The sequence below is a fragment of the Sandaracinomonas limnophila genome (genome assembly GCF_004005965.1).
Lineage (GTDB): Bacteria > Bacteroidota > Bacteroidia > Cytophagales > Spirosomataceae > Sandaracinomonas > Sandaracinomonas limnophila.
The window spans coordinates 265,289-288,818 of record NZ_SACY01000002.1 but is presented as its reverse complement, the minus strand read 5'-3'; the positions used below and the strand labels follow the sequence as shown (position 1 = coordinate 288,818).

At 36.6% G+C, this 23,530-nt stretch carries 26 protein-coding genes; 9 read left to right on the top strand and 17 right to left on the bottom strand.

All coding sequences use genetic code 11. From position 1 onward, the window contains the following. Window positions 1-73: 73 nt before the first annotated feature. The 3 genes from EOJ36_RS04840 to carB are packed head-to-tail and all read right to left on the bottom strand — an operon-like array spanning window position 74 to window position 3,524. Entirely contained in the window at window positions 74-394 is a 321-nt protein-coding gene (locus tag EOJ36_RS04840; protein WP_127802914.1) for a hypothetical protein, read from the bottom strand. Window positions 395-425: 31 nt separating this feature from the next. Further along, window positions 426-677, bottom strand: coding sequence for a hypothetical protein (locus EOJ36_RS04835; protein WP_127802912.1), 252 nt, complete (start codon window positions 675-677; stop codon window positions 426-428). An 18-nt stretch (window positions 678-695) separates the two neighbouring features. Further along, the gene (gene carB, locus EOJ36_RS04830; RefSeq protein WP_127802910.1) at window positions 696-3,524 is read right to left on the bottom strand and encodes a carbamoyl-phosphate synthase large subunit; all 2,829 of its coding nucleotides are present in this window, start codon (window positions 3,522-3,524) and stop codon (window positions 696-698) included. Window positions 3,525-3,650: 126 nt separating this feature from the next. On the opposite strand from carB, the gene EOJ36_RS04825 reads away from it, so the two are divergent. Further along, window positions 3,651-4,154: a dihydrofolate reductase gene (locus EOJ36_RS04825; protein ID WP_127802908.1), complete on the top strand. Its 504-nt coding sequence runs from the start codon at window positions 3,651-3,653 to the stop codon at window positions 4,152-4,154. Window positions 4,155-4,220: 66 nt separating this feature from the next. Then, window positions 4,221-4,640: a molybdenum cofactor biosynthesis protein MoaE gene (locus tag EOJ36_RS04820; protein WP_127802906.1), complete on the top strand. Its 420-nt coding sequence runs from the start codon at window positions 4,221-4,223 to the stop codon at window positions 4,638-4,640. On the opposite strand, the gene EOJ36_RS04815 is transcribed toward EOJ36_RS04820, so the two are convergent. Continuing rightward, the gene (locus EOJ36_RS04815) at window positions 4,601-5,680 is read right to left on the bottom strand and encodes an acyl transferase (RefSeq protein WP_127802904.1); all 1,080 of its coding nucleotides are present in this window, start codon (window positions 5,678-5,680) and stop codon (window positions 4,601-4,603) included. The two genes, EOJ36_RS04820 and EOJ36_RS04815, sit on opposite strands and share 40 nt — an antisense overlap. A 62-nt stretch (window positions 5,681-5,742) precedes the next feature. Between EOJ36_RS04815 and EOJ36_RS04810 the strand changes: the two genes are divergently transcribed. The 3 genes from EOJ36_RS04810 (at window position 5,743) to EOJ36_RS04795 (ending at window position 9,023) form a co-directional block, all read left to right on the top strand. After that, entirely contained in the window at window positions 5,743-6,297 is a 555-nt protein-coding gene (locus tag EOJ36_RS04810) for a hypothetical protein (protein ID WP_127802902.1), read from the top strand. 5 nt (window positions 6,298-6,302) lie between these two features. Then, window positions 6,303-8,507 (top strand): S9 family peptidase, encoded by a 2,205-nt coding sequence (locus tag EOJ36_RS04805; RefSeq protein ID WP_127802900.1) that lies wholly within the window; start codon window positions 6,303-6,305, stop codon window positions 8,505-8,507. A gap of 165 nt (window positions 8,508-8,672) precedes the next feature. Continuing rightward, complete coding sequence (locus EOJ36_RS04795; RefSeq protein WP_127802896.1) at window positions 8,673-9,023, top strand: four helix bundle protein; 351 nt, start codon at window positions 8,673-8,675, stop codon at window positions 9,021-9,023. Window positions 9,024-9,058: 35 nt separating this feature from the next. Here the strand turns inward: EOJ36_RS04795 and EOJ36_RS04790 are convergent, their stop codons facing one another. From EOJ36_RS04790 to EOJ36_RS04775, 4 genes are all read right to left on the bottom strand, one after another. Further along, a complete protein-coding gene (locus tag EOJ36_RS04790) occupies window positions 9,059-9,721 on the bottom strand; it encodes a phosphatidylserine decarboxylase family protein (protein WP_127802895.1) in 663 nt (220 codons plus the stop codon). A gap of 80 nt (window positions 9,722-9,801) precedes the next feature. Beyond that, window positions 9,802-10,542 (bottom strand): LytR/AlgR family response regulator transcription factor, encoded by a 741-nt coding sequence (locus EOJ36_RS04785; RefSeq protein ID WP_127802893.1) that lies wholly within the window; start codon window positions 10,540-10,542, stop codon window positions 9,802-9,804. After that, on the bottom strand, window positions 10,539-11,597 hold the full coding sequence (locus tag EOJ36_RS04780; protein ID WP_127802891.1) for a sensor histidine kinase: 1,059 nt from the start codon (window positions 11,595-11,597) through the stop codon (window positions 10,539-10,541). The genes EOJ36_RS04785 and EOJ36_RS04780 overlap by 4 nt, the downstream gene beginning before the upstream one ends. 57 nt (window positions 11,598-11,654) lie before the next feature. Further along, window positions 11,655-12,308 (bottom strand): histidine phosphatase family protein, encoded by a 654-nt coding sequence (locus EOJ36_RS04775; protein ID WP_127802889.1) that lies wholly within the window; start codon window positions 12,306-12,308, stop codon window positions 11,655-11,657. A 67-nt stretch (window positions 12,309-12,375) separates the two neighbouring features. Here EOJ36_RS04775 and EOJ36_RS04770 point away from each other — a divergent pair, with 67 nt between their 5' ends. Further along, window positions 12,376-12,801: a hotdog fold thioesterase gene (locus tag EOJ36_RS04770; RefSeq protein WP_127802888.1), complete on the top strand. Its 426-nt coding sequence runs from the start codon at window positions 12,376-12,378 to the stop codon at window positions 12,799-12,801. Between the two features lies 1 nt (window position 12,802). Continuing rightward, on the top strand, window positions 12,803-13,918 hold the full coding sequence (locus tag EOJ36_RS04765) for a chorismate-binding protein (RefSeq protein WP_127802887.1): 1,116 nt from the start codon (window positions 12,803-12,805) through the stop codon (window positions 13,916-13,918). On the opposite strand, the gene EOJ36_RS04760 is transcribed toward EOJ36_RS04765, so the two are convergent. From EOJ36_RS04760 to EOJ36_RS04730, 7 genes are read right to left on the bottom strand one after another with little or no spacing between them, the layout of a single operon-like run. Further along, window positions 13,904-15,226: a hemolysin family protein gene (locus EOJ36_RS04760; protein WP_238944410.1), complete on the bottom strand. Its 1,323-nt coding sequence runs from the start codon at window positions 15,224-15,226 to the stop codon at window positions 13,904-13,906. The genes EOJ36_RS04765 and EOJ36_RS04760 overlap by 15 nt on opposite strands. 5 nt (window positions 15,227-15,231) lie before the next feature. Beyond that, window positions 15,232-15,477 carry a hypothetical protein gene (locus EOJ36_RS04755; protein WP_127802886.1) on the bottom strand — a complete coding sequence of 82 codons (246 nt, stop codon included), beginning with the start codon at window positions 15,475-15,477 and terminating at the stop codon, window positions 15,232-15,234. A 1-nt stretch (window position 15,478) separates the two neighbouring features. Continuing rightward, window positions 15,479-18,028: a cytochrome c biogenesis protein CcsA gene (gene ccsA, locus EOJ36_RS04750; protein ID WP_127802885.1), complete on the bottom strand. Its 2,550-nt coding sequence runs from the start codon at window positions 18,026-18,028 to the stop codon at window positions 15,479-15,481. Between the two features lie 4 nt (window positions 18,029-18,032). Then, complete coding sequence (locus tag EOJ36_RS04745) at window positions 18,033-18,473, bottom strand: cytochrome c maturation protein CcmE domain-containing protein (protein ID WP_127802884.1); 441 nt, start codon at window positions 18,471-18,473, stop codon at window positions 18,033-18,035. Further along, entirely contained in the window at window positions 18,470-18,676 is a 207-nt protein-coding gene (locus tag EOJ36_RS04740; protein WP_127802883.1) for a CcmD family protein, read from the bottom strand. Before EOJ36_RS04740 ends, EOJ36_RS04745 begins: the two co-directional genes overlap by 4 nt. 1 nt (window position 18,677) lies before the next feature. Further along, on the bottom strand, window positions 18,678-19,352 hold the full coding sequence (gene ccsA, locus EOJ36_RS04735) for a cytochrome c biogenesis protein (protein WP_127802882.1): 675 nt from the start codon (window positions 19,350-19,352) through the stop codon (window positions 18,678-18,680). Further along, on the bottom strand, window positions 19,340-20,008 hold the full coding sequence (locus EOJ36_RS04730; protein WP_127802881.1) for a heme exporter protein CcmB: 669 nt from the start codon (window positions 20,006-20,008) through the stop codon (window positions 19,340-19,342). The genes ccsA (EOJ36_RS04735) and EOJ36_RS04730 overlap by 13 nt, the downstream gene beginning before the upstream one ends. A gap of 150 nt (window positions 20,009-20,158) precedes the next feature. Here EOJ36_RS04730 and EOJ36_RS04725 point away from each other — a divergent pair, with 150 nt between their 5' ends. Together EOJ36_RS04725 and feoB are read left to right on the top strand one after the other, a co-directional pair. Continuing rightward, window positions 20,159-20,392: a FeoA family protein gene (locus tag EOJ36_RS04725; protein ID WP_127802880.1), complete on the top strand. Its 234-nt coding sequence runs from the start codon at window positions 20,159-20,161 to the stop codon at window positions 20,390-20,392. A gap of 2 nt (window positions 20,393-20,394) precedes the next feature. Next, a complete protein-coding gene (gene feoB / locus EOJ36_RS04720) occupies window positions 20,395-22,521 on the top strand; it encodes a ferrous iron transport protein B (RefSeq protein WP_127802879.1) in 2,127 nt (708 codons plus the stop codon). Between the two features lie 45 nt (window positions 22,522-22,566). Here feoB and EOJ36_RS04715 read toward each other — a convergent pair whose 3' ends face one another. Both EOJ36_RS04715 and EOJ36_RS04710 read right to left on the bottom strand, forming a co-directional pair. After that, the gene (locus EOJ36_RS04715) at window positions 22,567-22,917 is read right to left on the bottom strand and encodes a four helix bundle protein (protein ID WP_127802878.1); all 351 of its coding nucleotides are present in this window, start codon (window positions 22,915-22,917) and stop codon (window positions 22,567-22,569) included. Between the two features lie 159 nt (window positions 22,918-23,076). Continuing rightward, complete coding sequence (locus EOJ36_RS04710) at window positions 23,077-23,526, bottom strand: PaaI family thioesterase (protein ID WP_127802877.1); 450 nt, start codon at window positions 23,524-23,526, stop codon at window positions 23,077-23,079. Between the last annotated feature and the right edge of the window lie 4 nt (window positions 23,527-23,530).

Below are 23,530 nucleotides of genomic sequence, written 5' to 3'. Positions count from 1 at the left end.
ATCATTTTCAACAGCAAGCTGCTGATTTCAATAAATTTTCTTGTGTTTTGTTGAGTTTAATTCTTGAATGGAATTAAACTTGTGGAGGTGGGGTAATTTTATCCAAATAAATGGATCGTAAGGTTAAATCCTTGTAATTTATTTTAAATTTAATTGGATAGGACAAATTCAAAAAATTGAAAACCTGATTAGTCGCGAATGCCTCGAAGGTGTCTTCTGCACCTTCATCCTCGAAAGAGTCTTCTAAGTCTTCTGAAGTATTATCTAAGGCTTGAACCAAGGAAATAGATTTTTTAGCTAATATTTCAACATATTTTTGCGCATATAATTGTACGGCATCTTGACTAAACAAGATGGCCATAAATATTGCATAAATAGTTAAAACACGTTTCATAAAAGTAAAGACCTAATTTAAAACATTAAATTTAATCGTTAAGTTCTTCATAAAAGATATAATCATTTGTGTCATCACGATCATCTTTATTTTTCTTTTTGGAATGAGGTACATAATCCACATGAATCTCACCTTCTTTTCGTTTTTGAGCGGCCTTATTTCTGTACTCATTTTCAGATTGCTGGCGATGCACCTGAGTTATGATATAGCCCTTGAAAACCATTTTCAGTAAGGGCCAAATCACATAAATGAATAAAAAAATAAGTCCAAGTATTTTAAGCATTGCTTTTGTTTTTTTCTATTAACGACTTAAATACAAATTTCGTTCCGCATATACCTTTCTGAAGAAATCATCTTTCAAATCATCGATAAAATAAATTGCTTCTCCAGTGGATTTCATTTCTGGTCCTAGTTCCATATTTACATTCGGAAATTTGTTGAAAGAAAATACAGGAATCTTAATTGCGTATCCTTTCTTGGTCGGATTAAAGTTAAAATCTGTCACTTTTTTATCGCCCAACATCACCTTTGTTGCATAATTTACATAAGGTTCTTGGTAGGCTTTGCAAATAAATGGAACCGTACGAGATGCTCTAGGATTAGCCTCAATAATGTAAACAACCTCATCTTTAACGGCAAACTGAATGTTCAATAAACCAACAGTTTTTAATGCCACGGCAATTTTCTTGGTATGCTCTTCAATTTGTTTGATTACATTTTCTGATAAGTCAAACGGAGGAAGGACTGAGTGGGAGTCACCAGAGTGAATACCTGCAGGCTCAATATGTTCCATGATGCCGATAATGTAAACATTTTCTCCATCGCAAATAGCATCAGCTTCTGCTTCAATAGCATTTTCTAAGAAGTGGTCCAAAAGGATTTTATTACCTGGTATATCTCTTAAAATATCGACTACATGTTGTTCTAATTCCTTCTCATTGATAACAATCTTCATCGATTGTCCACCCAATACATAACTCGGACGAACCAATAATGGATAGCCCAATTCTCTTCCTAAAACAACTGCATTATCTGCATCTTCGCATACGCCGAATTTTGGATATGGGATATTCAAATCTTTTAACAAAGTTGAAAATGCACCTCTGTCTTCAGCTAAATCTAAGGCTTCAAATGAAGTTCCAATGATTTTGATACCGTATTTAGAAAGTTTTTCGGCCAATTTTAAAGCAGTTTGTCCTCCTAACTGAACGATTACTCCTTCTGGTTTCTCATGCTGAATAATTTCATACACATGCTCCCAGAAAACAGGCTCAAAATATAATTTATCTGCAATGTCGAAGTCGGTTGAAACCGTTTCAGGGTTTGAGTTGATCATGATCGTTTCATATCCTGCTTCTTTTGCGGCTAAAACTCCGTGAACGCAAGAGTAATCAAACTCGATACCTTGTCCAATACGGTTCGGTCCTGAGCCTAAGACAACAACTTTTTTCTTGTTAGAGGATACCGATTCATTGTCGTGAATGGCATCACTCTGTGCAAATGTTGAGTAGTAGTATGGCGTTTTTGCTTCAAATTCCGCAGCACAAGTGTCAACACATTTGTACAAACGCTTAATGCCAAGCCCGTTTCTTTTGTCAAAAACTTCAGATTCTAAACAGCGCAATGCATGTGCAATCTGACGATCGGCAAAACCTTTATGCTTAGCTTCTTCCAATAATTCTTTTGGAACATTTGCTAAAGTATATTTTTCTAATTCTTTTTCAACGCGTACTAAATCTTCCACTTGGTTCAAGAACCATTTGTCTATTTTCGTGATTTCTAAAATAGTCTTGAATGAAATACCCATTTTGAAGGCATCGTAGATATGGAATAAACGATTCCAGCTAGGATTGGCTAAGGAATGCAAAATGGCTTCTTGGTCTTTCAATTCTTTTCCATCGGCACCCAAACCATTACGTTTGATTTCTAATCCTTGACAGGCTTTTTGTAAAGCCTCTTGGAAGTTACGTCCAATACCCATCGTTTCTCCAACGGATTTCATTTGTAGTCCTAATGAACGATCAGCACCTTTGAATTTATCGAAATTCCAACGCGGAACTTTTACAATTACATAGTCTAAAGCTGGCTCAAAATAGGCTGATGTTGTGCCTGTGATGGCATTTGTTAATTCATCTAAATTGTAACCAATGGCCATTTTAGCGGCAATTTTAGCAATAGGGTAACCCGTTGCTTTAGATGCCAAGGCAGAGGAACGGCTGACACGCGGATTGATTTCAATTGCGATGATATCATCGTTTTCAGGATTCAAAGCAAACTGAACGTTACATCCACCTGCGAATTTACCGATAGCATTCATCATGTTGATGGCCATATCACGCATTTTCTGATAAACCGTATCCGGTAAAGTCATAGCAGGAGCTACCGTGATGGAATCTCCAGTATGAATACCCATTGGGTCAAAGTTTTCGATCGAACAGATGATGATAACGTTACCCAAATTATCGCGCAATAACTCTAATTCATATTCTTTCCAACCCATGATGGATTGTTCAACCAATACCTCGTGAACAGGTGAAGCGTGTAAACCTTTATTTAAGGCTGCATCAAAATCTTTTGGATCATTTACGAATCCACCCCCTGTGCCTCCTAAGGTAAAAGATGGACGAATTACCAATGGGAAGCCAGTTTCTTGTGCGATTTCTTTTCCTTCCAAGAAAGATTTTGCTGTACGTCCCTTACAAACACCCACACCGATTTCTAACATTTTCAGACGGAATTTCTCACGATCTTCTGTGGTTTCAATGGCTTTGATGTCAACACCTATGATTCTTACATTGTATTTTTCCCAAATTCCTGCTGCATCGCAATCGATGGCAAGATTCAAGGCCGTTTGTCCACCCATTGTAGGCAACACCGCATCAATTTTGTGATTCTCCAAAATGTGAATGATGGATGCTTTTTCTAAGGGTTTCAAATAAACATGATCCGCATTTAATGGATCCGTCATGATGGTTGCCGGGTTCGAATTGATTAAGATTACTTCAATGCCCTCTTCTCTTAAAGAACGCGCGGCTTGAGAACCAGAATAATCGAATTCACAGGCTTGACCAATAACGATGGGACCAGAACCAATAATAAGGACGGATTTGATGGAATTATCTTTAGGCACTTGATTGGATTTTATAAGTTTTTTAAATAAACTCTTTAGAGCAACTTGTAGGAGGCTCAAAAATTGTACAAAGTTAATAGTTGGAAGCCAAAAAATCCCTTATTTTGTGAAATTAAATTTATATCTGTGTTAAAAATTTTAGTAGCTACGGATGAAAAGGGGGTGATTGGTAAAAACAATACCCTCATTTGGCATCTTCCAGCCGATTTGAAGCGTTTTAAGGAACTTACCACCGGACAAGTAGTGGTGATGGGAAGAAAGACTTATGAGTCTATTGGCAGACCTTTACCCAATCGAATCAACATCGTTATTACTCGTCAAAATGATTTTCAAGCCGAAGGGGTAATAATTGTACATTCTTTAGAGGAGGCAATCTTGAAAGCAAAAAGTTTACATCGGGGAGATACCTTTATTATTGGCGGTGCAGAAATATATAATTTGGCTTTGCCTTTGGTAGATGAAATTGAATTAACTCTTTTACATGATATTTTTGATGGGGATGCATTTTTTCCAAAAATTGATACAAATATTTGGAAATTGGTTTCTTCAGAAAGAGGTTTGACAGATGAGAAAAATCCGTATCAGTATTCTTTTCAGAGTTTTAAAAGAATTGAAGAATATAAGAATTGAAGAATATAAGAATTGAAGAATATAAGAACTTAAGAACTTTAATAATTAACAATTTATAATTAACAATTGAATAGAAAAATAGCCCTTTCAGAATCCCCGCTTTCCATAGATGAGCAATACCAATTTCTTCGCGATGATGAGGTGGGTGGGATTTGTCTGTTTATTGGTACCATTCGCAATAAAAATCTAGACAAAGGTGTAGAGCGTTTGGAAATGGAGGCCTATCCTCCAATGGCAGTTAAGCAGATTGAATTGTTGTGCGACCAAGCTGAACAAAAGTGGAATATTAAAAAATCCGTAGTAGTTCATCGCACAGGTAAATTGTCTATTGGAGATATTGCTGTGATTATTGGGGTGGCCTCTATTCATCGACCAGAGGCATTTGAAGCTTGTCGTTGGTTGATTGATGAATTGAAAAAAGAAGTACCTATTTGGAAAAATGAATTCTATGAAGATGGTTCTTCTTGGTTGGTGCCCCATCCCTGAGCCACCATTAAATTACAGCCTCGCATTTCAGAATTATCAAATCGGCCCAAAACTTGGAAATTTTTGCCATCTGTTTCTAAGCTTCCCAAATCTTTGGTTTCAATAAAACTGCATGAGTCGATATTTCCTAAATCGATTACTTTGATTCCCCCAGCTTTTCCTGGTTTTTGAACCAAAGCAAATGGGTCGGTAATTTCTCTTAATAAAATTTTCATGGAAAATCCAGGTTGGAAAATTCCATTGGCGGGTGCATAAGCCTGAGAGAACAATTCGGTCATTCCATATTCTGAACCCACCTGTTGAACCCCCATTTTTTGTTGGATGATTTCGTGAACTTGTTGTCTTGTCAATTCTTCCCGTCTTCCTTTCATTCCTCCGGTTTCCATAATCATGAGTTGATTTTTGGCAATGGCTTCCTGTAAAAAGGAAAAATCGGTTTGGGTTTCTTGCCAATCGAGTAAGCCAAAGGTTACGCCCATCAACCAAATTTTGCGATCTGTTCGGATAGCCTCCTTTATTTTTTGTGTTAATTCTTCGTATTGATTTAGAAAAAATCCGGAAAGTTTCGATTTTGACTCTGCAATAAAATATTGCATCATATCTACCAATGAGGATGAATTTCTTTCCAAATAGGAGGGTAGGAGGGCAAATATGTGATAGTTTTCTAAGGATTCATATTGTTCCTCAAAAATTCGTTTAGCAACTTGGTGATAAAAATTTAGATCTGAAACGGGATGTTTGGATGGAATTTGTCCAGTGGTACCCGAACTCTCAAATTCTTTAATAATTGGTGCAAAACCTGTTTGGATGGTATAATTTTTAAATAATTCAATGGGCAAAAAAGGAATTTGAGAAATTTCATTTACCTCCTTTGGGTCTACATTCAATAATTTTAAATAGGTGGCATAAATGGGATTGAACTGACTTTGAAAATAAAATACTTTCAAAGCAATTTCATCGAATTGATTTTCTTGCATAGTCAGCACCTGCTTTTTTAAATCAAGCATAATGGGTTCACAAAATTCCGGTGCAAGTTCCATTCGTGTAAAAATTTTATACAAAATTAGAGCAAATCATTAACTTTACGAACTTATGTGTAAAGATGCCTAAATTCTATACTTTATTTATTGGATTTTCACTTTCGATTCTTGCTCTCAACTCTTGCGTGCAAGAACCTGATTATTCTACTACACCAGAAATTTCATTCGCTTCCATCCGAAAAATAAATAAAATTGCTTCAGATGGCTTCGGAGGAACCACTAAAATTGATTCGCTCATTATGAGTATCAATTTTAAAGATGGGGATGGCGATTTAGGCATTACTGAAGCTGAAGTAAAAGCCAATGCTGCCTATAAAGATTTCAAAAACTTTATTGTGGATGCCTACATCATTAAAAACAATAAACCGGTTGCTTTGAATTTGAATCCGGCTTTAGGTGGGCGAATGAATTTTAAATTTAACCAATCTGGAAAAACAAGGGCCATTGAAGGAACAGTCGATTACTCCTCCCAGTTTGCCTATGCTTTTTACAAGGGTTATTCGCCTTTATTTACTCCTAAAAATGACACCTTACAATTTGATATTAAAATAGTTGACAATGCATTTCATCAAAGCAATGTTGTTCGCACAGACCGCATTGTGATTTTTCAAGACTAATTCCTATGAACACCAAACATCAGCAATCTCTTACCTCTTACCTCTTACCTCTTACCTTTTACTTTTTGCTTCTTACCTCTTCTGCTTTTGCTCAAAAATCAGTAAGCCTAGAAGATATTTGGAAGACCTATACTTTCCGACAAAGCTCCATCCAAAACTTTAATTGGACAAAAGATGGAAAACATTATGCTGCATTGAAAGAGGGTAAAATTATTAAATATGATGCCATTGACCCGATGAAATTTGAGGTTCTTTTTGATCAAGAGAAAACCAAAACTGCAGCAGGAAAAACGATCCGAATGGAGCAATTTACTTTTTCAGCTGATGAGAAGAAAATTTTAATTGAAACTGAGTCCGAGCCAATTTATAGAAGAAGTTCTAAGGAAGAAAATTATGTTTTTGATGCCACAAATGGCAGTTTGAAAAAATTGTCTACCAAAGGAAAACAAATGCACGCAAGTTTTTCTCCAGACGGAAATTCAGTTGCATTTGTGCGAGAAAACAATATTTATGTGGTGGATTTGAAATCGGGTACTGAAAAAGCAATCACAACTTCAGGAAAATTAAATAAGATAATTAACGGTACTTGCGACTGGGTGTATGAGGAGGAATTCTCTTTCGCAAAGGCCTTTTTCTGGTCGCCAGATAGCAAAAAAATTGCTTTTTATACCTTCGACGAAACAAAAGTTCCTGAGTACAATATGCAAATGTGGGGAGATTTGTATCCGAAGGATTACCGCTATAAATATCCTAAAGCAGGGGAGGCAAATTCTACTGTAAGTATTTCGGTATTTCATTTGCCGACTTCAAAAACAGTGAAAGTTGATGTGGGTGCAGAAACGAATCAATACATTGCTCGTATGCAATGGACGAAAGATGCTAACATACTTTCCTTGATGAGGTTGAATCGTTTGCAAAACCATTTGGATCTTCTGCATGCAAATGCGAATACAGGAAAAAATTCTGTTATTTATCAAGAAGACAGCAAAACTTCCTTAGAAATTGAATCCATTGGAGATGATTTAACCTATTTGAATGACAACAAAAGTTTTATTTTCACCTCTGAAAAAAGTGGATTTAAGCATTTATATCTTGGTGATATTGCAAGTGGTAATTTAAAGGCAATTACTACTGGTAATTGGGAGGTTGCTAATTTATATGGGGTTGATGAAAAAAATCAAGTGATTTATTTCTCTTCCGCCGAGATTTCACCCATTCAACGTGAAGTATATCAAATTAATTTCGATGGGTCAGGCAAGCAAATGATTTCTCAAAAAGGGGGTACCAACTCGGCTAATTTTAGTTCAGATTTTTCATTGTACACCTTAAGTCACAATTCTGCGACAGAACCTCTATCTATTCAATTAAAAGAGAGATCTGGAGCATTGGTACGTGTGTTGGAAGAAAATAATAAGTTAAAGCAGCAGTTTAAAGAGTATGGATTTAACTTCCGTGAATTCATTAAAGTGCCTTTGGAAAATGGTGTGGAATTAAATGGTTACTGGATAAAGCCACGCAACTTTGATCCCGCGAAAAAATATGCAGTGTTGATGCATGTATATGGTGGTCCCGGTTCTCAACAGGTTTTAGATACTTGGGGTGGACAAGACTTTATCTGGTATCAACATTTGATGGATAAAGGGTACTTGATTTTCTGTGTGGATAATCGCGGAACAGGTGCCAGAGGGGTGGATTTCAAGCGAATTACGTACAAAAATCTAGGAAAATACGAGGTGCAAGATCAAATTTCTGCTGCCAAATGGATTGGTAAATTGCCTTATGTAGATGCAAGTAGAATTGGTATTTGGGGATGGAGTTATGGCGGATATATGTCGTCTAACTGCCTAATGCAAGGAGCAGATGTATTTAAGGCAGCCATTGCGGTTGCACCCGTTACCAACTGGCGTTTTTATGATTCTATTTATACGGAAAGATACCAAGGCCTACCACAAGACAACGCTGCCGGATATGATGACAACTCTCCAGTGAGTCATGTAAATAAATTGAAAGGGAATTTATTGTTAGTGCATGGCACGGGTGACGATAACGTGCATTTCCAAAACGCAGTTGCGCTTCAAGATGCCCTAATCAAAGCCAACAAACAATTTGAAAGTTTCTATTATCCTAACCGTAACCACGGCATCTCTGGAGGAGTAACCAGATTACATTTGTATCAGATGATGACGGATTTTTTGCTGAGGAAACTGTAGGGGAGGTAAGAGGTAAGAGGTAAGAGGTAAGAGGTAAGAGGTAAGAGGTAATAGGTAAGAGGTAATAGGTAAGAGGTAATAGGTAAGAGGTAAGTGAGTGTAAGATGTTTTGAAAATTATCAGTTTTTTGCATTGTAACATAACAAAAAATGATAAAATTTGAGAATGCCTAACTACTCCAATCTTCAAGAAAAAGCAATAAATTTTGCAATTCAAATAAAAGACTTAAATCATCTTTTAAAGTTCAAAAAAGAATTTGTAATCGCAGATCAAATATTCAGATCTTCAACAAGTGTTGGTGCAAATATTTGGGAAGCAAAATATAGTGAATCAAGAAATGATTTGATTCATAAATATGCCATTTCCTTAAAGGAAATTAACGAAACTCTGTTTTGGCTAGATTTATTATTTAAATCACAGGTTATTTCCCTTGAACAGTATCAAATCTTATTTGAAAAAGGCGAAGAAATTTTAAAAATTCTTATTACAATTATTAAAAAGCTCAAAGGAATTTAAAAACCTCTTACCTCTTACCTCTTACCTCTTACCTCTTACATATTTAACTTCGCAATCACAGTCTCTCCCCCAACCGGCTTATCATTTAAATTAACGCAGATTTCTGCGTCTAGGGGAAGGTAGATGTCAATCCTGGAGCCGAATTTAATGAAACCGAATTCATTTCCTTGAGTAACTGAATCGCCTTCTTTTACGTACCAGCAGATACGTTTTGCTAAGGCTCCTGCAATTTGACGGAATAGGATTTCAGTTCCCGCTTCGTTTTTAACTACAACTGTTGTACGCTCGTTTTCGGTACTCGATTTTGGGTGCCAAGCAACTAAATACTTGCCTGGGTGGTATTTAAAGTATGATACAATGCCTGAAATAGGATTGAAGTTTACGTGTACGTTTATGGGCGACATGAAGATGGAAACTTGTCTTCTTGGACCTTTGAAATATTCTGTTTCAACCGTTTCTTCAATAACCACTACCTTGCCATCTGCTGGAGCAATTACGTGATTTGGGTTGATCTCTGTTACGCGTTTAGGAACTCTGAAAAATTGCAAAATAACCAAGTAAAAAAGGGAAGTTATGATAATTACAATTTCTCTCGCCAAAGCCGACTCTGGGAAAAAATATGCCATAGCCGCGTTGATGGCTAAAACAATTAGTAAGGAACTGATTAATAAACTTCTACCTTCTCTGTGAATGGTCATAGGGCTAATTTTTATTTACTTGTTTCCAATAAACCTTCAAAATTACAAGATTTTTGGGAAAAATCCTATTTCAGTGGCTTTTAGAGGGATAACAACTCTTTGAAGCGGATGGATTGTCGTCTGGAAATTTCAATTTTTTCTCCTTTGCCAATCAAAGTAACTTGTAATCCGCCCGAAAACCAAGGCTCAATTTTATCAATAAAATTTAAATTGATGATGTGTTTTCTGTTGGCCCTGAAAAACACTTTGGGGTCTAGTCGCTCTTCCAAAGCATTTAGCGATTTAAGTACCAAAGGTTTTTGATCGTCGAAAAATAAACGGACATAATTGCCCATGGATTCACATAAGCGAACTTTTTCTAAACGTACAAACCAACATTTTTCACCGTCTTTGATAAATATTTGGTCTTGTGCTGTTAGGTAATTTTTTTGTCGAAGTTCAGAGATCTCATGTTGCGATTTTTGAAAGCCTAATCGCTTTTCTAATTTATAAATGGCTTCACTCAATCGACTCAATTCAATGGGTTTCAATAAATAGTCTAGGGCATTTACTTCAAAAGCTTTTAGGGCAAATTCATTGTAGGCAGTGGTGAAAATTACCTCGGGCATGAATCCGTCGTATTCCTCTACCCATTCCAAACCAGTTTTTCCTGGCATTTGAACGTCCAAGAAAATTACGTCGGGTTGGTGTTCTTCAATTAATTGTTCACCCTCAGTTGTATTGGAGGCCTCTGCAACAACTTCAATTTGTGGAAAATTTTCCAACAAATGTTTCAATTCGGTTCTAGCTAGTCGCTCGTCGTCGATAATGATTGCTTTCATAATTTTTCTTGATTTATGTTGGGTATAGTGATTAAAGCTTCAACTTTTTCGTTGGGTAATTGATGTAGACTGATTTCTGCCTTATCGCCAAACAGCAATTTGAGTCGGAATTTAGAATTTTCTAATCCAACGCCTTTGTCGTCTTCTAAAATATCTTCATTCAATTTGCCAGGATTTTGCACTGAAATTTCGGCATGATTTTCTTTACAAACAGCCTTGATTTGAATGGTGCCGCCGGCAATCGTTTGCGAAATACCGTGTTTGATGCCATTTTCTACTAAGGTTTGAATGAGCATTGGAGGTACTTGAATATTTTTACATGCGTCCTGAATCTCGATAGAATAAGTTAAACGTTCCTCGTATCTGATTTTTTCCAATTCCAAATATTCCACAATAGTTTCTATTTCTTCACTTAAAGGAATTGTCTTTTTCCGTTCAGTGAGTAATGAACTACGTAATAATTTGGAAAGGTTATTAATGCTTTCTCGAGCCTTTTTGGGATTTTCCAGAATCAATGCCTTTATGCTGTTTAAGGCATTGAATACGAAATGCGGATTCATTTGAGCCCTTAGAATTCTTCCTTCTGATTCTTGAACGGTCAATTCCAATTGATCATTTTTTCGCTGCATCACCAATTGTTTTTGAGAATTTTGGTAGAAATAATAAATCAAAATCCAAATGGAAACGGGTTTGCTGAAATTGAAAAATACTTGAAGCAGGTAAAAGGCATTCAAATACATTTGAAAATTGGTTTGCAGAATAAAGTGGTCGATAAAAATGTTGAACAAAGTCAAAAGAAAGGCAATACCCCCAATGGCAATTACTTGCGTGCGAATCACAAAGCTACTTTTTCTATTTAGCCACTGGTGTTTTTCGTTCAAATAACGATAATAATGCGTGATTGAAATACCGAAAATAACATTTAAAACGGCAGAAATCATCCATTCCCATTTCCAACCGAAAAGGTTAATGTAAAGTAAAGTTTCATTAGTCACCCAAGCACACCAGGCAATGATTTGAAACTTCCAATATAATTTTTGTCGAGCGGCCCGCATATAAACAATGAAGTTACGAAAGACCTAAAAATTACAAAAATATTTGTGTTGAAAGGATTAAACCGGGGAGAAAGTATCAGTTAAGTGTTTTAAATGATCAATGTTGCAAGCATCCAGCAATTTGAACTTACCCTCGTTGTAATTGTATTGGATTCTGTACAAGCACAAATTGGTGTGTTTGTATTCGTCCATGTGGTGTAAAGGTTTTTCAAATAAATGAGTTAACAAAACACGCATAGCACGACCGTGCATTGCGATTAATATATTTTCTTCTGCTTGTCGAGAAATCATTAAATCCACCACTGGTTTTTGTCGTTCCAGCACATCAATTGGACTTTCTCCTTCTTCTGATGGGATGTGAACATTACCAGCCCGCCAGTCACGAACAAGGTTTTTGTAATATTTTTGGTCCTCATCAGTGGATTCTTTTCCTTCCTTGTTTCCCCAAGAAATCTCGTTTAGACCTTCGTGTTGTTCCCATGCAAAGCCTTTGTCGATAAATCCTTGAACTGACTGATGTGTACGTTTCAGCTTGGAAGTATAGATTTTGTCGAAATTCAAATGCTTGTAAAATTCAAAAAAAGATTGTGCTTGTTTTTGTCCCAATTCATTTAAATCGCTATCGATGCCGGAGCCTTGGACAACGCCTTGTCGATTGAAATCGGTTTCTCCGTGGCGAATTAAATAAATTTCTTTGATGGGATGCAACATTTTTTGAGTTTGGGAGGTTTAAAATGTAAATTTATTCCGAATTTTACGAGGCAAAAATAATACAATTATGTTTAAGGTGGAAGGTAAATCGGTGGAACAATTAAATGCCCTGTGTAAGGGCAATATGTTGGAACATTTGGGAATTGAGTTTACAGAAATTTCAAGTGAATTTTTGAAAGCCAAAATGCCAGTGGATCACCGAACTAAGCAGCCTTTTGGACTTTTACACGGCGGTGCCTCCGTTGTTTTAGCTGAAACCTTAGGCTCTGTTGCAGCGAATTTGGCTGTTGAGGATTCAAACTCCGAAATGGCTGTGGGAGTTGAAATAAATGCCAATCATTTGAAATCTGCAAGGGAAGGATTTGTATATGGCGAATGTCGCCCTTTGCGAATTGGAAAGAATATGCATGTATATGATATTAAAATTTTTAATGAATTGGGAGAAATGATTTGTGCGAGTCGATTAACCGTTTCAATTATACGAAGAAAATAAAATGGCTGAGGGATTGGAGGATTTGGTTCTGGGATTATCAAATAAGTGGAAAATTCAGGAAGAGAATAAATTGGCGCAAGCCATTTGGCGACTTCCTCATGCAGAAACGTTTACCTTTATTCAGTCCAACAATGTTGGAAAAGAAGTTAGTGCTTTTGAGGTAGAAAATTTAGGGGAAGGATTTTTGACAGCACCTTTTCAAGGCGCTCCAATATTTATTTCTGCTGATGAAATTTTGGTCGGAAATTTACCAGATATTTCGGAAGTGAAATTTAATGCGGAGGTAGAAGTTTCGCAAAATGGGAAGGATGAATTTGTGAAATGGGTCGGTAAAAGTATTGAAGAAATTCAAAAAAACGTTTTTCAAAAGGTAGTGCTTTCTCGGGTAGATGTAGCAGAATTACCTAATAGTTTTGAATTGTTTGAAGCCTTTTTTAAGCTATCTAAAGCGTACCCTGATGCTTTAGTGGCAGCTTTTTATGTGCCTTTTCAAAATTCTGTTTGGCTATGTGCAACTCCAGAAATTTTGGTCGTTCAAAATGGGGAAGGAATATTTAAAACAGTTTCTTTGGCGGGAACACAGTCTGCATTGGGTGACAAAGGAAATAAAATAGCTGTTCAGCAGGCAAGTTGGACACAAAAAGAGATTGAGGAACAGGCTTTTGTGAGTCGTTATATTATTGAATGTTTCAAGCGAATCCGTTTACGAGAATATGTGGAAATTGGGCCAAAAACAGTTATTGCAGGCAATTTAATGCATTTGAAATCGGAATTTATAGTAGATACAAAGGCATTGGGTGTTGAAAATTTGGCTTCCACGATGTTGGATTTGTTGCATCCCACCTCTGCCGTTTGTGGCACCCCAAAAGAGGAGGCAATTCAATGGATTTCGCAGGCTGAAAAGCATGAAAGGGCTATGTATTCAGGTTATTTAGGCCCAATTGGCTTCCAAAACGAAATTCAATTATTTGTGCATTTACGAACAGTACAAATTCAAGGCAATCAAGCCATTTTTTATGCAGGATGTGGCATTACGGAAGATTCTATTCCGGAAAAAGAATGGGAAGAAACGAATTTGAAGTGTAAGACGCTGAAGGGGGTGTTAATGTCCTCTTAGTTTTTCCTCTTTTTTATTTTGAGGTTTGCCGGTCAAGGTTACTTTTACCAATTCGATTTTAGCATCTTTAGTGGTTAAAATACGGAAACTGAAATTGTCGAGCATGATGATTTCGTTTTCTTGGGGAATGTCCTCGTAAATGGAAAGTAATAATCCACCCAGAGTTTCATAATCGCCAATTGGTAAATTCCATTCGAATTTTTCGTTCAAATAATCAATTTCGTGTCGGGCAGAAAGGATGTAATTGTTTTCGTCAATAACCTTTTCTGTCCAGTCCTCCGAATCATCAAATTCATCTTGAATTTCTCCGAAAATTTGTTCCATAACATCCTCCATGGAAACCAATCCGGAGGTACTGCCAAATTCATCCACTACCAAGGCTAAGGACTTTCTTTCTTTTGAAAACTTAATCATTAAATCATTTGCGGGCATGGCCTCTGGAACGATTGGGATGGTGGTTAAAATGGACTGTATGTCCTTGGGTTTTTTGAATAGGGCTAAGGAGTGACAGTAACCAATGACGTCCTCCAGGTTTTCTTTGTACACCAAAACTTTGGAGTGACCACTTTCAATGAATATTTTTTGTAATCCTTCAATACCCTCATCTAAGTCAATAGCTGTGATTTCCGTTCTTGGAATCATGCAATCGCGCACGCGGACATCTTTAAATTCTAAGGCATTGTGAAAAATTTTGGTATCCACATCTGCTTCCTCTTCTGTAGAAACTTTACGATTTAGGTTTTGGATGTAATTGTTTAAATCGGTTAATCCGAAGGCAGGTCTTTCTTCCGAATAGGCTAAGCGAAGAACTTTGGTGATGAACCATTTAGAAAGTCCGACGGTTGCCCAAACCAAGGGAAACATAAGAGTATAAATTATCCAAATAGGTATTGCCAAGAATTCTAAAATGGCATCTGGATTAATCAAAAAGACTGATTTAGGTGTGAATTCTGAAGTGGTTAATATCAAAATAGTTGCCACTACTGATGCCAATAAACGTGCCACAATTTCATTGGTGATGAATGGCATGAGGTTCAAAATCAAATGATGCAAAAACTCCTCCATGAAAATACCATAGGCAACCAAGGAAAGAGTATTGCCAATCAACATGGTACCAATGAACCGAGATGGCTGTTGATTGAAATTGGCCATAATTTTGGCACTTAACTGATTTTGTTTGGCTTTTAATTCAAAATATAATTTGTTGCTAGAAACAAAGGCCATTTCAACACCAGAGAAAAATGCCGAAAAAATCATTGAAACAATGATGGCAATGACTTCTGACTGTTCAATGCTGATATTTTCCATTGAAATTATTTCTTTTTCTTAGGGATATTCGGTTTTTTATCTGAGGTTTCCTGATTTTTTACCCGTAAGTTTTTAAAGTATTGGAAGTAAAACAAACAACCCACAGAGAACATCAACCAATTGTAATGGTAAAAAAGTTCATGCCAAAATTTTCCTTGAATTTCTGCGGGAGTTGGGGCATTTAAATCTATAATCCAGATGATGAAAAATCCGATTCCAGCCGATAAACTTATGATTTCTCTAAAAGACATATTAGGTCGTTTGGGTTTTTAAATGTCTGACCATCGATAAAAATAATCCAACAAAGATTAAAATAGAACCTATCCAAACCAAATTTATGTACGGTTTTTCTAAGGCTTTAATAATGATTAATTCCTGTTGAGTGGTATTGACAGCAAAGCTAAATTGTCCAGTTTTTGGATTGATAGACGTAAATTTAATCTTAATACCTGTTTCTTCATTCTCAAAAGCTGGCATGGCCACCATACCTTCTTTAATAACAAAAACGGGTTTCAATACATGGTTTTCATTATTCTTTCCAAGCACCTCAATCTGTGCCTCCACTGCTGCATCATTTGGACCTAAGCTTGCTCCTTCAAAATTGTCCACACGACCTACATTACGTAAAACGGCAATGAAATCATTGATGTATAAGGTATCGCCAATGCTTTGGGTATATTCTTGTGTGGCAGACCACTGTTTTTCTTCTCCAGCCTCTGTTGCCAAACGCGGATCTAAAGAAACATAGGTGTAAATATCGTTGTTCCAGCCGTGTTTGATGTCTGGCGAAATGGCAGTTCCCATTTTAGGATTCACTTGCCAACGAGGGTATAAGGAAACGGTTTTTCCTTCTGCGTTTTTGAATTCTAATTCGTAATACGTGTTTTCTGGTTCAAAAAGAAGCGTGTCGCCTTTTTTGGCAATGGACTTTTCATTTTGAATGATATCTTTTAGGGCAATTGCTTTGAAATCACCTTCAATCACCTCAAAATCTTTTCTGTTGAAATAACCAGATTGCCCACGTAAAGCAATTTTTCTACCTTTATAGGTAACCAAATAATCTTGCATTTGCGCACCTTGACCTAACCAAAGAGGTAGATTTTCCTTGTTTTCTTTGTTGTTGTCTTTGGTGAAATCCTCCGATTTGTTGGAAATGGCAAAGCCAGAATTGTTTAAGGAAACGACTTTGGAATAACCTGCAGAAAATAAAATACCAATCAACATGACTGCCAGACCAAAATGGGAAGTTGCCCCACCAGAAAGTTTAGCATTTTGTTTCCACAAATGGAAAATGATTTGTCCGTTTGCAACTACAGCGAATAGCCCACTCCACAATAAAACGATGTATGGGATGGTGAAGATTTTGCCAAGATTAACAAATAACACAGTTAAAAATGTTGCTGTTAAAAGAGCAGTTTGCAATGCTTTCCATTGTTTGCCTTCTTTGATTTTTCCCCACCAAATAAATTGTGCGATTCCAGAAACGATGGCAACTACAATGTAAATCCAGATTTGAATTTTGCTGTAATGTTCCACCTGGTCCGCTGGTAGGGCAATGTTTGAAACAAGTCCGAAAAGTTCTGCAACTTTATTATAAACAGGGATGGAAGTAGTGAAGGTTAATTGGAATGCAGAAAGAGCTAAAATACTTGCTCCTAAAAATATCCAAAATTCACGATTGTAAATTCCTAATTCTTTTTCATCGGTACCTAATTTGGACCACTTCCAAATTGCCAAACCGATAGCTGCAATAAGAAAAGTTAACAAGTAAATTAACAATTGTCCGGAAAGTCCCAGGTCTGTAAATGAGTGTACTGAGGCATTTCCTAAAATTCCCGAACGATTCAAGAAGGTAGAATATAGAACCAAAATAAAGGTAGCAATTACCAAAATAATACTTGTTTTTAAAGCAGTACTTGAGGTTCTTGCCGAAACCATTGTGTGAATCGCAGCAATTAAAACCAGCCAAGGCACAAAAGATGCATTTTCAACTGGGTCCCAATTCCAATAGCCACCAAAATTTAGGGTTTCATAGGCCCAGTAGGCTCCCATCATGATACCAATCCCTAAAACAGCTGCACCAAAAGATGCCCAAGGCAAGGCTGGTTTGATCCATTCTTTGAATTGGTTCGTCCAAAGTCCTGCCATTAAAAATGCAAAAGGAACTAAGGTTAAAGCAAAACCAAGGAACAGGGTGGGAGGGTGAATAACCATCCAATAATTTTGTAATAATGGATTTAAGCCTCTTCCGTCTTTGGGAATAAAATTTGGTTGCATGGTCCAAACAGGTAGGTCGGGCTGCGCTTCTCTCAATAAAAGGAATGGCGAAGACCCAATTTTTAATTCTATGCCAGGAATGATAATTCCTAAAATCATGGAAGTTAAAAAGGTTTGCACCAAAGCAAAAACGGTCATTACTTGTGCCTCCCATTTCGGGTTTTTTACCATCAGGATTACCCCAATTATGGCTTGCCAGAAAATCCACAAAAGAAAACTTCCTTCTTGCCCTTCCCAATAACAGGAAATCATGTAATGAATGGGTAGTGCTAAAGAGGAGTGACTAAATGCGTAATGGTACTCAAAATAATGGTTGTAAATGATTACAAACAAAATTGCAGCAACAGCGACAACCGCAAAAAGGTGCGTTACAAAGATACTTCTAGCAAATTTTATCCATGAAGATTTTTCTTCAACCTCATTTGAAAAACTGGCTTTGATATAGGCGAACGTAGCAATTAGGGCCGTTACGAATGATGTAATGACCAATAAATGTCCAGCGGATCCAATGGTTTCGTGTAACATTTTGTTAATTTAAGGCGGCGGTTTTGGTTGTGTCTGCTGTAATTTTACCCTCTTGGTATTTAGATGGACACTTTAATAAGATTTTATCGCAATAGAATATATGATCGGATTTCATGTTGCCAACTAACACCAATTTCTCGGATTTTTCAAAATCTTGTGGTTTAGGGGCGCCATAAATAACCTGATTTTCTCTTCCCAAGCTATCTACTACTAAAAATTCTAAGCGGTTTGCATCCATTGCTGGATCAAAATGCATGCCAATGATATTTCCTTGTGCATCTTTTTTCAATTGTCCCACCACATGAACTTTTTGGTTAGGATTATCTGCAGCAATTTTCTCTGCCTCATCAAATCCAACGTAGGTGCTGGTGTCTGCAGTCGTGATTAGGATTATTCCAATAGCAATTGCTATCAGGATTAAACCAATGATATGTGTTTTTTTCATTTTTTTAGGCGTTTTTCCAGTTTACTTACTTTGTTATCTAATCTAAATAAGAAGGTAAATAATCCGATTAAAATAATTAAGATTACGGCAATTACTACATAAATTTTTCCGTCTGCACGGAATTTGTCTGCCATTTCAACTTCTTGCGAAAAAGCAGCAAAATTTATCAGGATAAGGAATAAAAAGCTTAATAAATATTTCATGTTATTCAGTTTCTTCAATTGTTTCTTCAATTTTCTTTACTCTAATTTTGATGTTGGCAATCCAAAATCCCAACATCGTCCAGCCTATGATTGCTGGATAAAATACCATTCGCATTCTATTATCAAGGTCCATGGAATTAAAACCAGGATTTCCTCCGTTTCCGGGATGTAGGGAATCGGTCAATCGTGGTAAGATCCAAATCAAAACCATGAAAATTACAAAGGCGAAAATGTTGTACACATTGCTAATTCTAGCTTTTTGTTGTTCATCTGGTAGGGAGGAACGAACTAATAAATAGGCCAAATAAATCAACATGCCAATAGCCACTGAGTTTAGTTTGGGATCATTAGTCCACCAAGCACCCCAAGTAAATTTTGCCCAAAGGGAACCTGTTAATAGGCCTAAAACTGCAAAAATCAAACCTGTCTCCACGTATGCATTGGATTTTTGGTCATGTGATAAGTCGGAGGTTTGTAGGTATTTAACCGAATGATATACAGAAGTACTTAATAAGAAAATCATGGAAAACCACATGGTTACGTGGAAATATAAATTTCTTACGGTTTCGTTCAAAATGGCTTGTCGAGGCACTTTTCCATAAAGTCCCATCACAACGGTGTAAATTAGAAGCAGTAGTGCAACAAACTTCCAGCTATGTTTTTTTAATGTTTCCATATAAAAGGAAAAAGTATTCCGGATAAGGCAATTACAATTAAGTCGAGGGCCACTAAAACGCCCAATTCGTCTATGTTTTCATCCAAACCGAAACCATCCATGGCCGATTTAGAAAGTTTTAATAACAATAAAAGTAAAGGTACAATGATGGGAAAGCTCAAAACTGCCATTAAGGTTGCAGTGTTTTCTCCTTGGGCAGCAATTCCCGCAATTAGGGAGAGGGTAGAGGAGAATCCCAAGGCTCCTAAAACTAAAGCAACCAAATAAAAAGGAAAATTTCCTACCGGATTTCCCATGACCCAGGTGTAAAATAATATACCTACGAGCGACATTCCAATGAGCATGATGCTATTGTAAATGATTTTGGAGAAAATAATACTTTCAGGCTTGAAAAGCTGGAAATAAAATAAATTTCTGTCCCTATGCTCCTGTGTGAAGCTTTTTCCCACCGCATTTACTGCAGTAAACAATAGGATTATCCAAAATAAGGTATTCCAGGTTATGGGTTCGATGCTTTGATTCTTGGCTTTGAATGAAAGATAACAAATGAAAATGGTGGAGGCCAAATACAAAATGAGTCCTTGGAGGGCAAATTTCTGCCTCCATTCCAGGTTTATCTCTTTTTTTACTAGCACAAAAATTTCGTTCGACTTCATTTCTATCCAAAGAACCTGCAAGTTACAAAATGATTAAATACCTTTTAGATTTTTATTTTCCTAATATTTATCATTTTTTGCCAACAAAATTTTACTACCTTTGTGTCTAATTTAAAATTATTCTAAATAAGTAAAGGTAGAGCGGTTTAAATGGCTACATTGGCAGAATTGAAGGTAGGTGATAAAGCGGTGATTGCTGGATTTACAGATGAATTATTGTCTTTAAAATTGTTGGAAATGGGATGTTTGCCTGGAACCATCGTTGAACTAACGCATACAGCTCCATTTGGCGACCCCATCGCCTTAAAAGTGTCTGGATACACACTTTCTATGCGAAAGGAGGAGGCTTCTACTATTAATATTAGAGAGTGTAAAAACATTTAGTTTTGGCAAATAGAGCAAAAATTGCATTAATAGGTAATCCTAATGCAGGTAAATCTTCATTATTTAATAGTCTGACGGGTCTTCGTCAGAAAACCGGAAATTTTCCAGGGGTAACTATGGATAAATTGACAGGTATTTGGGAATTGGAGCCAGGAAAGGAAATTGAAATTTTAGATTTGCCGGGTATATATTCTATTTATCCTAAATCTTTAGACGAAGAATTGGTGATTAATATTTTGGGAAATCCCAATCATGAGGATTATCCAGATATGGCCATTGTGGTGGCGGATGCCTCTAATTTAAAGAGAAATTTGTTGTTGTTTTCGCAGGTTCGCGACTTGGGAATCCCAACGGTTTTGGCTTTAAACATGATTGACGTGGCCGAAAATCAAGGATTTGTTATCAATTCTTTGAAATTAGCACGTGAATTAAATGTGGAGGTTATAGAAATCAATGCAAAAAAGGGAATAGGAGTTAATGGTTTAAAATTAGCAGTTGCCCAAACGCTAAAAAATAGATTTGCCTCCAATGATGCACTTCCCTTACCGGTTGAAGACCAATTATTAAAAGATATTGCTGCAAAATTTGGTGAAACAGACCCATATCGAGCTCTGCTTTGGTTGATGGAACATGATCGAATGAAAATGTTTACGCAAGCCCAAAGAGAAGCTTTTGATGGAATTATGGTGAAAAACCATTTTTTTGCCAAAACTTATAAATCCCGTGAAACGGTTAAACGATACGAACTATTGACCGAAATTGTTGATCGTTGCGTGATCAATTTGAATCGACAATGGGACGATGAGCCAGTTAAAACCTGGACAGATCGTTTAGATAAAGCCTTTTTACATCCTATATTAGGCTATGTGATTTTCTTGGGCATACTTTTTATAATGTTTCAGGCCGTTTTTACTTGGGCATCGGTCCCAATGGATGGTATTGATTCATTAGTAGCTCATATCAATGACTATTTGAAAGAAGTTTTGCCAGCCTCTAAATTAACAGATTTGTTGACGGATGGTTTAATAGCCGGTATTGGTGGAGTTCTGATTTTTGTTCCTCAAATAGCCTTTTTGTTTTTATTTATTTCGCTTTTAGAAGAAACAGGGTATATGTCGCGCGTGATGTTCATCATGGACAAAATGATGCGTCGATTTGGACTCAACGGTAAATCAGTTGTGCCTTTGATTTCAGGCGTAGCTTGTGCGGTGCCTGCTATCATGTCAACGAGGTCAATTGGTTCTTGGAAAGATCGCTTGATTACGATAATGGTGACGCCCCTGATGTCATGTTCTGCACGTTTACCAATATATACAGTTTTAATTTCATTGGTAGTTCCAGAAAAAAACACACTTTTTGGCTTGTTTAATTTGCAAGGTGTTGCACTTTTTGCCTTGTATTTATTAGGATTTTTTATGGCTTTGATTTCCGCTGCCTTGATGAAAAAAATCTTGAAGTTCAATGAGAAAAGCTATTTCATCATGGAATTGCCAACCTACAAGGGGCCTCGTTTCAAACACATTGCCATCAGTATTTTAAATTCTGTGAAGGCTTTTGTATTTGAAGCGGGTAAAATCATTGTAGCAATTTCTATTGTGTTGTGGGTGTTTGCAAGTTATGGTCCTGGCGATTCCATGACCCAAGCTGAACAAACGGTTAAACAACAATACCCAAGTCTAAGGGGAATCGATTTAGAAAACAAAATAGCGGCACAAAAATTAGAAAATTCGTATGCTGGTCATTTTGGGAAAATAATTGAGCCTGTCATTAAACCAATAGGATATGATTGGAAAATTGGCATTGCTTTAATAACCTCTTTTGCAGCCCGAGAAGTTTTTGTAGGTACGATGTCAACTATTTACAGCTTAGGAGGCGAAACAGATGATGAGAATGCAACCATCAAACAGCGTATGCGTTCTGAAATTAATCCAGATACAGGAAAACCCATGTATGATACCGCTTTGGGATTTTCTCTGTTAATATTTTATGCTTTTGCCATGCAGTGCATGAGTACTTTGGCTACTACCTACAGAGAAACCAAATCATGGAAATATCCAGTTATTCAGTTCGCTTATATGACAACTTTAGCTTACGTAGCGGCGTTGATTGTTTATCAAGTGTTGAAGTGAGCAGAGTGAGCAGAGTGAGCCAGTGAGCAAAGTGAGCCAGGGAAGCTAGATTTTAATTTTATTTGAAAGTCCAATTATAATTCGAATAACCTCATCTGCTTTTTGCTCTAAATCCTGAGAAAATTCTATTTTAATTACTCCAATTTCTCGACCTAAAATTAGCATGGATTTTACTTCATTTGCGGAGCCAAGTGCAATCATTATAAATCGCTTGAATTCTTTTTGAGAATTTCGTCCAAATCCTTCTGAAATATTGTTTGAAATTGATAGGCTTGCACGAAAAATTTGATCATAAAAGGAAACATTTTCTTTTTTGACAATTTTTGAACAAATTTCAACACAAAGATTTTTGGCTTTTTGCCAAGCAATAAGATCTTCAAATTTTTTTACCACCATAATATTTCAAATCTAAATATTTGGTGTTAATACAATTGAAAAAAAACTGATATTATTAACCTAGAAACTTATTTTTTTAAAAAATACCTGCTCACTGGCTCACTCTGCTCACTGGCTCACTCTGCTCACTGGCTCACTGGCTCACTCTGCTCACTCTGCTCACTGGCTCACTCTTACTCCCGTCGCTGCCAAATTACTCGTAGCCTTTGCAATCAATTGCCCATTAGCGTTGAATAATTTTGCCTCAACATTTGCGATTTTTTTGCCAACACGGTATACTTGAGAGACCGCTTTTAGTTTTTCCCCTAATTTGGCACCGAATAAAAAATCAACATGCAAATTGATGGTTACATACAAATGCTCAATTTCATAGGTGATTAGGGTTACACCCATCATTTCATCTAAAATAGTGGTAATGATTCCTCCGTGCATTACACCAGCATGATTTAATTGGTCTTGTCTGACTTCAAATTCTGCTGTTATACTTCCCATTTCAGCAGCTAATAAGGTTCCATCTAACCAAGTGGTTACTGGATTTGGATTTCCTTCAGAGAATTTTCTACCTATATTTTGATTTAAAAAGGCTAATAATTTTTCGTTGGCATTCATTTTA

What these genes read in the sequence shown, in the direction of transcription:
- EOJ36_RS04840 (WP_127802914.1), bottom strand. Translation starts at nt 394, where the DNA reads ATGAAACGTGTTTTAACTATTTATGCAATATTTATGGCCATCTTGTTT.
- EOJ36_RS04835 (WP_127802912.1), bottom strand. Translation starts at nt 677, where the DNA reads ATGCTTAAAATACTTGGACTTATTTTTTTATTCATTTATGTGATTTGG.
- EOJ36_RS04815 (WP_127802904.1), bottom strand. Translation starts at nt 5,680, where the DNA reads ATGGAACTTGCACCGGAATTTTGTGAACCCATTATGCTTGATTTAAAA.
- EOJ36_RS04810 (WP_127802902.1), top strand. Translation starts at nt 5,743, where the DNA reads ATGCCTAAATTCTATACTTTATTTATTGGATTTTCACTTTCGATTCTT.
- EOJ36_RS04805 (WP_127802900.1), top strand. Translation starts at nt 6,303, where the DNA reads ATGAACACCAAACATCAGCAATCTCTTACCTCTTACCTCTTACCTCTT.
- EOJ36_RS04795 (WP_127802896.1), top strand. Translation starts at nt 8,673, where the DNA reads ATGCCTAACTACTCCAATCTTCAAGAAAAAGCAATAAATTTTGCAATT.
- EOJ36_RS04790 (WP_127802895.1), bottom strand. Translation starts at nt 9,721, where the DNA reads ATGACCATTCACAGAGAAGGTAGAAGTTTATTAATCAGTTCCTTACTA.
- EOJ36_RS04785 (WP_127802893.1), bottom strand. Translation starts at nt 10,542, where the DNA reads ATGAAAGCAATCATTATCGACGACGAGCGACTAGCTAGAACCGAATTG.
- EOJ36_RS04780 (WP_127802891.1), bottom strand. Translation starts at nt 11,597, where the DNA reads ATGCGGGCCGCTCGACAAAAATTATATTGGAAGTTTCAAATCATTGCC.
- EOJ36_RS04775 (WP_127802889.1), bottom strand. Translation starts at nt 12,308, where the DNA reads ATGTTGCATCCCATCAAAGAAATTTATTTAATTCGCCACGGAGAAACC.
- EOJ36_RS04770 (WP_127802888.1), top strand. Translation starts at nt 12,376, where the DNA reads ATGTTTAAGGTGGAAGGTAAATCGGTGGAACAATTAAATGCCCTGTGT.
- EOJ36_RS04765 (WP_127802887.1), top strand. Translation starts at nt 12,803, where the DNA reads ATGGCTGAGGGATTGGAGGATTTGGTTCTGGGATTATCAAATAAGTGG.
- EOJ36_RS04760 (WP_238944410.1), bottom strand. Translation starts at nt 15,226, where the DNA reads ATGGAAAATATCAGCATTGAACAGTCAGAAGTCATTGCCATCATTGTT.
- EOJ36_RS04755 (WP_127802886.1), bottom strand. Translation starts at nt 15,477, where the DNA reads ATGTCTTTTAGAGAAATCATAAGTTTATCGGCTGGAATCGGATTTTTC.
- ccsA (WP_127802885.1), bottom strand. Translation starts at nt 18,028, where the DNA reads ATGTTACACGAAACCATTGGATCCGCTGGACATTTATTGGTCATTACA.
- EOJ36_RS04745 (WP_127802884.1), bottom strand. Translation starts at nt 18,473, where the DNA reads ATGAAAAAAACACATATCATTGGTTTAATCCTGATAGCAATTGCTATT.
- EOJ36_RS04740 (WP_127802883.1), bottom strand. Translation starts at nt 18,676, where the DNA reads ATGAAATATTTATTAAGCTTTTTATTCCTTATCCTGATAAATTTTGCT.
- ccsA (WP_127802882.1), bottom strand. Translation starts at nt 19,352, where the DNA reads ATGGAAACATTAAAAAAACATAGCTGGAAGTTTGTTGCACTACTGCTT.
- EOJ36_RS04730 (WP_127802881.1), bottom strand. Translation starts at nt 20,008, where the DNA reads ATGAAGTCGAACGAAATTTTTGTGCTAGTAAAAAAAGAGATAAACCTG.
- EOJ36_RS04725 (WP_127802880.1), top strand. Translation starts at nt 20,159, where the DNA reads ATGGCTACATTGGCAGAATTGAAGGTAGGTGATAAAGCGGTGATTGCT.
- EOJ36_RS04715 (WP_127802878.1), bottom strand. Translation starts at nt 22,917, where the DNA reads ATGGTGGTAAAAAAATTTGAAGATCTTATTGCTTGGCAAAAAGCCAAA.
- EOJ36_RS04710 (WP_127802877.1), bottom strand. Translation starts at nt 23,526, where the DNA reads ATGAATGCCAACGAAAAATTATTAGCCTTTTTAAATCAAAATATAGGT.